This window comes from Chryseobacterium salivictor, assembly GCF_004359195.1.
In the GTDB taxonomy this organism is placed as follows: Bacteria; Bacteroidota; Bacteroidia; order Flavobacteriales; family Weeksellaceae; genus Kaistella; species Kaistella salivictor.
Window position 1 is genome coordinate 987,478 of the sequence record NZ_CP037954.1, and the last position, 11,722, is coordinate 999,199.

Consider the following 11,722-nt stretch of genomic DNA (forward strand, 5'->3'; position numbering starts at 1 on the left):
TATAATTTATAAAATGTTTCACGTGAAACATTACTTTAAATAGATTAATAAAATATTAATATCAGCAGGGGAAACACCGCTAATTCTTGCTGCCTGTGCAATCGTTTTTGGCCTTATTTTATTGAACTTTTGTTTCGCTTCTGCAGAGAGTGATTTTAGATTATCATAATTGAAATCATCTGCAATTTTGATAGTTTCCAGGCGCGATAATTTTGCAACGTTATCTCTTTCTTTCTCAATATATCCTCTATATTTAATGTTGATTTCAGCCTGTTCCTTTACTTCGGTAGAGTAATGCTGAGTCGCTTCTTTAATAAAATCAATTTCTTCTAATTTTGCTAAAGTCATATTCGGTCTCGTTAAAATCTGAGCTGAACGGTAAGCCTGATCAACTGCTGCGGAAGAAATACTTTCAAGGATTGGATTAATGATTCCAGGTTTTAAAGAAGTATCTCTTAAAAAGCTCTCTAACTGATTGCTTTTTGCAATTTTGTCTTGTACTTTTATAAGTCTTTCTTCTTTTGCTAAACCTAAATGATAAGATTTTTCGGTGAGTCGGATATCAGCATTATCTTGTCGTAGCAGCAGTCTGTATTCTGCTCTTGAAGTGAACATGCGGTAGGGTTCATCAGTACCTTTTGTGATGAGATCGTCGATTAAGACACCGATATAGGCCTCGTCTCTGCTTAAAGTAAAAGCTTCTTTTTCATGAACTTTATTATGAGCGTTGATTCCTGCAATTAATCCTTGTCCAGCTGCTTCTTCGTAGCCCGTTGTTCCATTAATCTGACCAGCGAAATAAAGATTTTCGATGAGCTTTGTTTCTAAAGTATGGTTTAATTGAGTAGGAGGGAAGTAATCGTATTCAATAGCATAGCCTGGGCGAAATACTTTTGCATTTGCAAAGCCGGGAATGTGCCGCATTGCTTTAATTTGAACGTCTTCGGGGAGTGAAGAACTGAAACCGTTCACGTAAATTTCAACTGTTCTCCATCCTTCCGGTTCTACAAATAACTGATGGCGTTCCCGTTCAGCAAAGCGATTGATTTTATCTTCAATACTGGGACAGTATCTTGGACCTATACTTTGAATGGTACCGTTGAACATGGGACTTCTGTCGAATCCTTCGCGTAGTATTTCATGAACGGTTTCATTGGTGTAAACGATATGGCAGCTTATCTGTTTGGTTAGTTTTGGACTTTCCAGATAAGAGAAGTTTTTAGGATTTTCGTCTCCTTTTTGTTCTTCCATCTTTGAATAATCCAGTGATCTTCCGTCTACTCTGGGAGGAGTTCCTGTTTTCATACGGCCTGATTCAAAACCGAGAGTAACCAACTGTTCTGTGATGCCGAAGGCGCGAGGTTCTCCCATTCTGCCACCACCCAATTGCTTATCGCCAACATGAATTAATCCGTTTAGAAATGTTCCGTTGGTTAAGACAACAGATTTTCCTCTTATTTCAAGTCCTAAAGAAGTGATTACTCCTGCAACTCTGTTGTTTTCGATGATTAAGCTTTTTACCATGTCCTGGAAAAAATCCAGATTAGGGGTCTTTTCAAGGGCAATTCTCCATTCTTCTGCAAATAACATCCGGTCATTTTGTGTTCTCGGAGACCACATTGCCGGACCTTTAGAAAGGTTGAGCATTTTGAACTGGATTGCAGATTTATCTGCAATGATCCCAGAATAACCACCCATCGCATCTATTTCCCGTACAATCTGTCCTTTTGCAATTCCGCCCATTGCAGGATTACAGGACATTTGCCCGATGGTCTGCATGTTCATTGTTATCAACAAGGTTTTGGAACCAAGGTTGGCAGCAGCAGCAGCAGCTTCTGAACCAGCGTGGCCAGCGCCTACTACAATAACGTCGTATATTTCGTTTATCATTTTGATGTATTGATATGTTCCACGTGAAACATTACTAAAAATTAGGTTAAAATTTCTAAACTTTAGCCCCGATAGAAGTGGTATCTATTGTTTTCCTGAGATGCCTGAAACAGGCAAAAGAGGGACGATAAGATATTTGACAGCGGGATTAAAATCCTAAAATATTTAGATAGAAATCTTCTTTATTCCGCATTTCAGATTTTTCTTCGTCTGTTTTATCTTTATACCCACACAGATGAAGAAGGCCGTGGGCTAAAACTCTGTGTAATTCTGAATTGAAATCTTTTGCATGCGATATCGCATTGTCGGAAATGCGGGGCAAAGATACAAAAATATCTGCCGAAATAATTTTCCCTTTCACATAGTCGAAGGTGATGATGTCTGTATAATAATCGTGTTGGAGGAAATCACGGTTTATTTTAAGCAGTCCTTCATCCGATAAAAAAATGTAGTTTATTTTACCCACTTTCTTTTCTTCTAAAGTAATAAGTTTTGTTAACCACTCACTCGTTTTGGTGGTGATTTCTATTGGATCGACGTCTTCAAAGAAATACTGTATCATATTTTAAAACCAATGTCCCAGAATTATACTGAGAATCCCGTTTTTATTTTTTAATGGTTGACTGTAATTAATTTTTATCTGTCCGAAAGGTGATCTATAACCTGCCGTAAGTCCTGCCGAGGATTCTGATATATGTAAAATATTATCAACCTTGTGGTCATCAAAAAGGTTAGCAAATGAAATATTGGTGTCTATAAAATAGCTTTTTGCCACTCTGAATTGAAGTGTATTTGATGAACTTAGGATGTTTCTGCCAATAACCTCACCGAATTGATAGCCCTGAAAGCTTACTAGATTACCTAAATTTTGTTCAAAAATACCTCCTAAACGATAATTGTAATAGGGACTTAAATTATCACCAATTGTAAATCCACCAACTAACCCAAGACGGTAAGTAAGCCAGGAATTGATGGGAAAATTCAGCTGGGTAGTTATTTTTGCCTGTAACGTCTTCCCATCATCATATTTGTGCAGGATATCTAAAACTTTCCCTTCTACATTCAATAAAAAACCTTTAGTAGGAAAATTTCGGTCATCCTGAGTATCACTTTTAATGAAAGCGTAGGCATTGATGTAATTTTCAGATGCGGTAAAGGTTGAACTTCCAAAGGGTTTAGATTCAAAATAATCATTACTTAGACCTGCACCCACAGCGTATTTATCGCGCCAAATCGATTGAAGAAATATTTCGTTCCGAAACCAGTTCCACTTGTCATAAACATTACCAGTTTCATCGTTTAGATCCATTGATATCCCTGATGCATAAACACCCAATCCCGGAATGTAACCATTGTCAATAAAATAATTAAAATAATACCGCGGCCGGTCACCCACTACAACATCCAGGGAAACGGTTGAATTGCGAAATAGAAGTCTTTTGGCTGTAGCATTAAGCATTAATCCGGTTTTGAAAATTTCATCGTAATGCAGTCCAAAACGTAAAAAGAAGCGTGTGTCATCTTCTGTAACATTTAATTTCAGGAAATTTTTATTATCCTGCTCAACGATATCATAATTGATTAAACGGTAGTTATTTGTCGCATATAATTTATCAATCATTTTGTTGATTCCGCCGTAGGTTTGAAGAGAAGGGACCTTCAGATTCATTTTACCTAAGACATAGTTCTCTTTAAAAATATAACCGTTAAAAAGAATGAGACTATCGATTTTATAGACATTAGAATAGACGGTACTCATGGGTGCGCGCAGCAATTTTTGATCTTTTTTTGGCAGTAATGAAAGGGTCTGCATGTATTTCTGGGCCTCTACGTAACCGGAATCAAGAATGGCTTTTTTGGCATCGTAACTTGTTGCTCCCATCCCTTCCAAATTTGGATGGATATTGATGTCTGTATAATTGTACTGTATTTTTGTTTCTTTCTGAATTCCAAAATCAATCACTTGGTTTAAAATGGATATTGCCGACTGTAAATCTTTTCTACTGGCTAAACCTTGGCTCAAATCTACTCCAATGACGATATCAATCCCTTTCTCTTTTAATGGTTGAGATGGATAATTTATGGTCATTGCTCCATCGATGTAGAGCGAGTCGCCAATTTTTACCGGATCCATTAAAGACGGAAAAGCAGAACTTGCCATAATAGCACTTACCAGATCGCCACTTTCAAAGAGTTTCATATCCCCACTTTCAAGATTCGTGGCCACACACATAAAAGGAATAGGTAACTTAGAGAAATCGGTGATGGTAGAAACGTTTTTAAAGAGTTCTTTTAACAAATAGATATTCTTTTGACCGGTAGAGATCGCTTTTGGCAAAACGTTGATTTTCCCATTTTTTATAGGTACCGTAAGAATGTAATTATCAACCGATTTATTAAAAAAGGTAGTTTCCTGTCTCGTCTTTTCGTTAGCAAGAATCGAGTAAAAGTCTGTGTCCATCACGATTTTTTCGATTTCTTTTCCGGTATAGCCGGAAGCGTATAATCCCCCAACAATTGCGCCCATACTCGTTCCGGAGATGTAATCGACCTTCACGCCTAAAGAATCAAGAACCTTTAAAACACCGATGTGTGCAAATCCTTTAGCTCCTCCTCCAGAAAGAGATAAGCCAATCTTGGGGTGCTTAGGGATGGTAAAACCTTCCTTAATCTGTGCATTTAAAGTAATAGCGAGTAATAAAAACAGAAAACAGATACTACATTTTTTCATTTAATCTTTGATATAAATACGTTTAACTCGTCGGGATATAGACGTTAATACTTCATAAGAAATTGTTTTACAATAGGAGGCAAACTCTTCAAGCGATGGACTGGAGTTAAAGATAATAACTTCTTCACCTTCTTTCGCTACAAAATCTCCTAAATCAATCATCATCATATCCATACAGACATTCCCGACAATCGGGAAAAGATTCTTTCTAATTCCTACAAAACCGGCATTATTTCCTACCAATCTTGGGATTCCATCTGCATAACCAACGGGAATTGTTGCGATATTGGTATTCTCCAATGCTTTAAATTTTCGGTTATAACCGACCGATTCACCTTTATTTACAGTTGATATTTGTGAAATTACCGTCTTAAAGGTAACTGCACTTTTCAGTTGTTTTTTAATTTCAGGATGGGCGGAAACTCCCACCATTCCAATACCAATCCTAACCATATCAAATTGATAATCAGAGAAATTGACGATTCCTGAAGTGTTAAGAATATGTCTAATTGGCTGATCATTAATCCCTTGAATAAGTGCCAGTGAATTTTCATTAAAGATATGAATTTGTGCTAAAGTATATTCCTTTTCCTGATCATCATCAGATGAAGATAAATGACTGAAAATAGATTTTACTTTAACGTTCATAGAGTTCAACTTTTCAATGAGCATACTCAGTTCATCTTTCTTAAAACCAAGACGGTGCATTCCAGTTTCTAACTTGATATGAATAGGATATCGATGTTGAATTCCTTTCTGAATAAGCTTTTCATTAAACAGTTCGAGCACCCGAAAACTATAAATTTCCGGTTCCAGATTATAATCGATGATGATATTGTAACTGTGCTGTTCCGGATTCATTACCATAATCGGCGTTGTAATACCGTTTTTTCGTAAATCTACGCCTTCATCTGCATAAGCCACGCCTAAATAATCAATGTGATGGTGCTGCAGAAATTCCGCAATTTCGTAACCGCCTAAACCGTAAGAATACGCTTTTACCATCGCCATCATTTTGGTTTCAGGTTTCAGTAATGCTTTATGAACATTAATGTTATGGAGGATCGAATTTAAATTTACTTCTAACACGGTATCGTGTTTCTGTAACTCAAGATAAGATTTTACTTTATCGATTTCAAACTTCCGTGCACCTTTCAGTAAAATTAAATGATTTTCTATTTGGTTAAGATATACGTTGTCAATAAGTTCTGCCGTGTTACTGAAAGTAAAAGTTTTAGCATCAAACAATCTTTCCAGTTTAGTGATTTCGTTTCCGATGAGAAAGACGGACTTAAAATGTTGCTCATTGGTTAGAGCAGCGACTTCCTGATATAGCTGGTCTGCATTTTTACCTTCCACAAAATCGGTCAGGATTAAAACTTTATTCGGTTTATTATATTCGTTAATATGCTGAAATGCAATTTTTAAAGAATCTAAATCAAGATTGAATGAATCATTGATAATGAGATTATTCCTAATTCCATTCACGCTTTCCAGGCGCATTTCAACCGATTTCAAAGAATTCAGTTTCTCTACAATTTTGGAGTTATCAAAACCAAACTCTTTCAAAACTGAAATCACACACAACACATTGCTTATCGTAGCTTCATCTCTTTGGTTAACAGGAACAGAAAATTCTTCTTCAAAATATTGAATGAAGACCTCTTGCGATCTGTTTTTCCAATCATTTTTGATAAAGACCTTATTGCGGTTTTTAAAACCAAATGATATTAATTTTTTACTTGAATACCGCTCAGTTATTTTATTATAAACCAATTCATTATCTCCATTAAAAATGATCGTTTCTGAATTTTCAAATAATCTAATTTTTTCATCAATAAGATCTTCAGCAGAGTCAAAATTTGAAGAATGTGCAGAACCGATATGGGTAAGAACGCCGATTTGTGGCGGGAAAATATCTTCAAGAATTTTCATCTCCGCATGTTTTGAAATTCCAACTTCGAAAATTCCTAACTGATGTTTTTTATTAATTTCAAGCAAAGAGAGCGGAAGACCCAGCTGTGAATTGAAACTCTTCGGACTTTTTACGGTCGCATAATCATGAAATAACGATTGATATAGCCATTCTTTAACAATAGTTTTACCGTTACTACCCGTAATTCCGACTGTTTTTAGGTAAAATTGTTTCAGATGATATTTCGCAATTTTTTGGAGAAATTGTATGGAGTTATCAACAATGATCCAGGTGATATTTTTATAGTCGGAATAATAATGTTCAGAGATGATGATGTCGATTCCTTTTTCAATGGCTGACTGAATATATTTTTCGCCGGAATTTTTTGAAGTATTGATCGCAAGAAAAGCAGTATCATTCACGGAAAATAATGTTCTGCTGTCGTAGGCTATATTTTTGAGGTGTAGATTTTCATCACCAATTAATTGGGATCCTGTAATTTCTGCAATTTGTCTGGTCGTGTAATTCATTTTTTTTCGTTGTTCAGAAACTCTTCATTGAAAACTTTTCTGCTGACGGCTTCATAACTTTCAGTTTCACCCAACTGCACCAGATCTGTATTGGTGGAGGTTCTCATAGAATGGTTGGCGAGATTTCCGGTTCGTTTACAGATGGCGTGTACTTTCGTAACATATTCTGCGGTCGCCATTAAGTTCGGTATAGGACCAAATGGTCTGCCCATAAAATCCATATCCAAACCGGCGATAACTACCCGTATTCCGCTGTTCGCCAGTTTGTTGGCAACTTCTACAATACTTTCATCGAAGAATTGTGCTTCATCAATTCCCACCACATCGCAGTTAGAACCTAGTAATAAAATCTCGCTCGGACTTTCTACAGGAGTGCTGCGGATTTTATTCTGATTATGAGAAACCACGTCTTCATCTGCATATCTTGTGTCCAGCTTTGGTTTAAAGATTTCCACGTTTTGTCCTGCCATTTCTGCACGTCGCAACCGCCGGATTAACTCTTCAGTTTTTCCCGAAAACATCGAGCCGCAGATAACTTCCATCCAGCCGCTTTGTTTTGCGTGATTTATTGTATTTTCTAAAAACATTTGTTAATTTAGCCGTAAGATTTAAAAGCCCAAAATTACGGAAATTTAATAAGATTCTGATATGCAAAGTCTCCAAGATATATACGATAAAATTTTTTTTGAAACCAAAACAATCCTCGAAACACTCTGTAAAATTAATTCAAAAGATGAACTTCTGGCAAAACAGGATTTATTTACCGAAGTGACAGACAGAATTGCTTTTTTAAGAATTTTAGAAAAAAATGAAGACAGCTTTGCCCGCATTTTATCTGGTGAAAATACCGATAATCAATTTATTAATGATCATGTAACGATCGATGAATCACCTGAACACACCGGATTTAATGAAAATGATTTTGCAGACGATCATATTGAAGAAGAAGTAAAATTCACCAATGAGTTGAATGATTTTGAAGATGAAATTGAGACCGAAGAAAAAACGGTCCATAATTCTTGGGATACTGAAGGTTGGGAAAAACCAAATGATGGAATTCAAACAGATTTTATTTCAGAACTGGATTTAGGAAATGATGAAGAAATCCCTTTAATTATTGAACAGCAGGAAGCTCATTATGCAGAGAGAGTTGCGCAGAAAGAAAGAGAGTTGGAAGAATTGGAGGAGCGAAGAAGAAAAATCGTGCAGTTCAGTAAACACGAATCTTTGGTTGAAAACACCACTGAAATTCCTGAAGATAAAGGAGAAAGTGCACACCAACAAGCTGAGAAAAAATTTAAGCTCGCAAATATCAAAGGCCTGAAAATGGTGCAGCAATTATTTGATATCGATTCTTTGGAAGAGCAAATGCCAGCGAAAGAGCGCAAGGATGAAGGCAGTTTATTGAAATCTAATATTAAAACAGATTTTATGCAGGCGGAAAGAAAAAAAACGGAATTCAAACTCGACCTTAATGATAAAGTAGCATTCGCCAAGAGTTTATTTGCCGGAAATGAGGAGGAACTAAAGGAAACCATCGAAAAACTAAACAGCTTCAATACTTTGGAAGAAGCTAAACAATATCTGAGCGAAATTTATTACCGAAAAGACTGGAGTAAAGTTGACGAATACGCACAACGACTTTGGAATCTGGTAGAAAATAAATTTATGTAAGCCCTGAAACTTTGAATATGATAAGAAATATAGCAGATTTCCAAAATGTCTTTTTCATAGGCGTTGCGGGAGTCGGAATGAGCGCCATTGCTCAATATCTAAAAGGAATTGGAAAAGAAGTTTCCGGAAGCGACCGCTATTTTCATCCCGGCGAATACAACAAAACCAAGGAACAGTTAGAAGCCGAAGGAATAAGATGTTATTTTCAGGACGGAACCGGAATCACTGAAAAAACCGATTTAATCGTAGTTTCCACCGCCATTGAAGATACCGTTTACGAAGTTCAGAAAGCCAGAGAACTCGGAATTCAAATTATTAAAAGAAGCGAACTGTTATCGGTTATAGCTGAAAGTAAAAAAACAATTGCTGTTGCCGGAACTTCAGGGAAATCGACCACTTCGGCGATGTTATACCAAATCTTATTAGATGCTGATTTTGAACCGAGTATTATTTCCGGTGCAGGATTGACAAGCATTATCAAAGAAGGAAAAATAGGAAATGCTGCGGTTGGAAAAGGAGAATGGTTAATCATCGAAGCCGATGAAAGCGACGGTTCAGTCGTTCAGTATAAACCGGAAATCGGACTGCTTTTAAATATTGATAAAGATCATCAGGAAATCGGTGAATTGATTGAATTATTTACCATTTTTAAAAGAAACACAAAAGGTTTATTCGTTGTAAATCAATCCAATACATTGGGTAAATCATTGTCGGCGAATTCGGAAAATGACTTTGGATTTCAAAATAAAGAGGCTGGTTATTCTGCTGAGAATTTTAACCAGGAGGGTTTTTCTTTAACCTTTGAAGTTCTGACCCAGAAATTTCAGATGAATTCTATAGGACAACATTCCGTGGAAAATGCAGCGGCTGCAATTGCTGTGGCTCATCAGATCGGCATTGATTTGAGAACCTGTGCCGAAAGTTTAGCAAAATATGAGGGAATTTACCGGCGCCATCAAATCCTCGGACAGAAAAATGGAGTTTGGGTCATTGATGATTATGCCCACAATCCTGCGAAATGTGCCGCTTCGATTAAAGCCTGTCAACCTTTGGCGGAGAAAGTGATTGCGTGGTTTCAGCCTCATGGTTACGGACCGACACGGTTTTTGAAAGACGATTTCATTCAGGAAATTTCCGAGGCATTAAGACCACAGGATGAAATTTGGATGAGCGAAATTTTCTACGCAGGAGGAACCACTGTGAAAGATATTTCAGCCAATGATTTAATCGAAGGAATTAAAGCAAAAGGCAAAAACGCCCATTTTATAGAAGACAGAAACCAACTGCTGGAAGCTCTAAAACCGGAATTAAAACCCGGAACAGTTTTATTGTTAATGGGTGCGAGAGATCCTGGTTTAGAGCATTTTTGCAAAGAACTGTATGATCATCTGTAATGCGTTGCAATTTATCCCAATGAAAATGAGCGTTGGAATTTATTCCAACGCAAATCAATATAATATGTTGGAATTCATTCCCATAGAAAAAAATAAAAAATGAGCGGACTCCTATATTTTGTTCCAACACCGATTGGGAATTTAGAAGACATGACTTTCAGAGCGGTAAAAATTCTGAAAGAAGTCGATTATATTTTATGTGAAGATACCCGGACTTCGGGTTTTCTTTTGAAGCATTATGCAATATCCAAACCATTGAAATCGTATCATTTACATAACGAGCATCAGACGACGCAGAAAGTAATTGACGATTTAAAAAACGGACAAAACATTGCCATTATTACCGATGCAGGAACACCGGGAATTTCAGATCCAGGTTATTTGTTGGCAAAAGCAGTTTCCGATGAAAAATTAGAAATGCAGTGTTTACCGGGAGCAACAGCTTTTGTTCCGGCTTTGGTGGTTTCGGGATTACCGAATAATGAGTTTTTATTTGCAGGATTTTTACCCCAGAAAAAAGGAAGGCAAACCAAACTTAAACAGTTGGCAGAAGAGAAAAAAACCATCATTCTTTATGAAAGTCCACATAAGATAAATACCACTTTAGAACAGATCAGAGAATTCTTTGGTGAAGAGACAAAAGTGAGTTTAAGCCGCGAAATATCAAAGAAATTTGAAGAAACTAAAAGAGGGACAATCAATGAGTTAATTGACTTTTCTAAAAGTAAAACTTTAAAAGGCGAAATCGTTTTAATTATCAATAATGTTGATACGAAAGAAGATGAAGACGAGAAACCTTTGTCTAAAAATAAATACAAAAACCTAGAAAAATAAACGAAAGAATATGGGATTATTAGAAGGAAAAGTTGCCCTCATCACAGGAGCAACACGTGGAATCGGAAAAGGAATCGCAGAAGTTTTTGCGAAAGAAGGAGCAGAGGTTGCTTTTACCTACGCCGGTTCTGTCGATAAAGCAAAAGCTTTGGAGCAAGAATTAGGAAAGATAACCAAGGTAAAGTCTTATCAGTCAGATGCTTCCGATTACGATGCGGCTCAGCAGTTAGCTGCGGATGTGCTTGCAGATTTTGGTAAAATCGATATTTTGATCAATAATGCCGGAATTACGCGCGATAATTTAATGCTCAGAATGTCAAAAGACGATTGGGACACCATCATAAAAGTGAATTTGGATTCGGTATTCAACCTGACCAAAGCGGTAATCAAGCCGATGATGAAAGCAAAATCGGGGTCAATTATCAATATGACGTCGGTCGTTGGAGTAAAAGGTAACGCTGGACAGGCCAATTATGCGGCGTCAAAAGCCGGTGTAATTGGTTTTTCAAAATCGATCGCACTAGAACTGGGTTCCCGGAATATCCGTTGCAATGCGGTGGCTCCAGGATTTATTGAAACTGAAATGACGGCTGCTTTAGACGAAAAAACCGTGCAGGGATGGAGAGATGCAATTCCTTTGAAACGAGGCGGTCAGCCGGAAGATGTGGCGAATGCCTGTGTTTTCCTGGCGAGCGATAGGTCCAATTATATCACAGGACAGGTTTTAAATGTTGATGGTGGAATGTTGACTTAA

At 37.0% G+C, this 11,722-nt stretch carries 9 protein-coding genes; 4 read left to right on the plus strand and 5 right to left on the minus strand.

Annotation, left to right across the window (positions count from 1 at the left end; genetic code table 11):
• Positions 1-30 precede the first annotated feature (30 nt).
• The 5 genes from mnmG to NBC122_RS04585 form a co-directional block, all read right to left on the minus strand.
• Positions 31-1,890 carry a tRNA uridine-5-carboxymethylaminomethyl(34) synthesis enzyme MnmG gene (mnmG, locus tag NBC122_RS04565; RefSeq protein ID WP_133439242.1) on the minus strand — a complete coding sequence of 620 codons (1,860 nt, stop codon included), beginning with the start codon at positions 1,888-1,890 and terminating at the stop codon, positions 31-33.
• Between the two features lie 148 nt (positions 1,891-2,038).
• A complete protein-coding gene (gene ybeY, locus NBC122_RS04570; protein ID WP_133439243.1) occupies positions 2,039-2,452 on the minus strand; it encodes an rRNA maturation RNase YbeY in 414 nt (137 codons plus the stop codon).
• A gap of 3 nt (positions 2,453-2,455) precedes the next feature.
• Positions 2,456-4,621: a patatin-like phospholipase family protein gene (locus tag NBC122_RS04575; protein WP_133439244.1), complete on the minus strand. Its 2,166-nt coding sequence runs from the start codon at positions 4,619-4,621 to the stop codon at positions 2,456-2,458.
• Positions 4,622-7,066: a bifunctional UDP-N-acetylmuramoyl-tripeptide:D-alanyl-D-alanine ligase/alanine racemase gene (locus NBC122_RS04580; RefSeq protein WP_133439245.1), complete on the minus strand. Its 2,445-nt coding sequence runs from the start codon at positions 7,064-7,066 to the stop codon at positions 4,622-4,624.
• Entirely contained in the window at positions 7,063-7,653 is a 591-nt protein-coding gene (locus NBC122_RS04585) for a thymidine kinase (RefSeq protein WP_133439246.1), read from the minus strand. Before NBC122_RS04585 ends, NBC122_RS04580 begins: the two co-directional genes overlap by 4 nt.
• 61 nt (positions 7,654-7,714) lie before the next feature.
• Between NBC122_RS04585 and NBC122_RS04590 the strand changes: the two genes are divergently transcribed.
• The 4 genes from NBC122_RS04590 to fabG all read left to right on the plus strand — a co-directional run bounded on the left by NBC122_RS04590 (position 7,715) and on the right by fabG (position 11,722).
• On the plus strand, positions 7,715-8,740 hold the full coding sequence (locus tag NBC122_RS04590; RefSeq protein WP_133439247.1) for a hypothetical protein: 1,026 nt from the start codon (positions 7,715-7,717) through the stop codon (positions 8,738-8,740).
• 17 nt (positions 8,741-8,757) lie between these two features.
• Entirely contained in the window at positions 8,758-10,134 is a 1,377-nt protein-coding gene (locus NBC122_RS04595) for a UDP-N-acetylmuramate--L-alanine ligase (RefSeq protein WP_185145778.1), read from the plus strand.
• Between the two features lie 99 nt (positions 10,135-10,233).
• Positions 10,234-10,968: a 16S rRNA (cytidine(1402)-2'-O)-methyltransferase gene (rsmI, locus tag NBC122_RS04600; RefSeq protein ID WP_133439249.1), complete on the plus strand. Its 735-nt coding sequence runs from the start codon at positions 10,234-10,236 to the stop codon at positions 10,966-10,968.
• Positions 10,969-10,978: 10 nt separating this feature from the next.
• On the plus strand, positions 10,979-11,722 hold the full coding sequence (gene fabG / locus NBC122_RS04605) for a 3-oxoacyl-[acyl-carrier-protein] reductase (RefSeq protein WP_133439250.1): 744 nt from the start codon (positions 10,979-10,981) through the stop codon (positions 11,720-11,722).

What these genes read in the sequence shown, in the direction of transcription:
- mnmG (WP_133439242.1), bottom strand. Translation starts at nt 1,890, where the DNA reads ATGATAAACGAAATATACGACGTTATTGTAGTAGGCGCTGGCCACGCT.
- ybeY (WP_133439243.1), bottom strand. Translation starts at nt 2,452, where the DNA reads ATGATACAGTATTTCTTTGAAGACGTCGATCCAATAGAAATCACCACC.
- NBC122_RS04575 (WP_133439244.1), bottom strand. Translation starts at nt 4,621, where the DNA reads ATGAAAAAATGTAGTATCTGTTTTCTGTTTTTATTACTCGCTATTACT.
- NBC122_RS04580 (WP_133439245.1), bottom strand. Translation starts at nt 7,066, where the DNA reads ATGAATTACACGACCAGACAAATTGCAGAAATTACAGGATCCCAATTA.
- NBC122_RS04585 (WP_133439246.1), bottom strand. Translation starts at nt 7,653, where the DNA reads ATGTTTTTAGAAAATACAATAAATCACGCAAAACAAAGCGGCTGGATG.
- NBC122_RS04590 (WP_133439247.1), top strand. Translation starts at nt 7,715, where the DNA reads ATGCAAAGTCTCCAAGATATATACGATAAAATTTTTTTTGAAACCAAA.
- NBC122_RS04595 (WP_185145778.1), top strand. Translation starts at nt 8,758, where the DNA reads ATGATAAGAAATATAGCAGATTTCCAAAATGTCTTTTTCATAGGCGTT.
- rsmI (WP_133439249.1), top strand. Translation starts at nt 10,234, where the DNA reads ATGAGCGGACTCCTATATTTTGTTCCAACACCGATTGGGAATTTAGAA.
- fabG (WP_133439250.1), top strand. Translation starts at nt 10,979, where the DNA reads ATGGGATTATTAGAAGGAAAAGTTGCCCTCATCACAGGAGCAACACGT.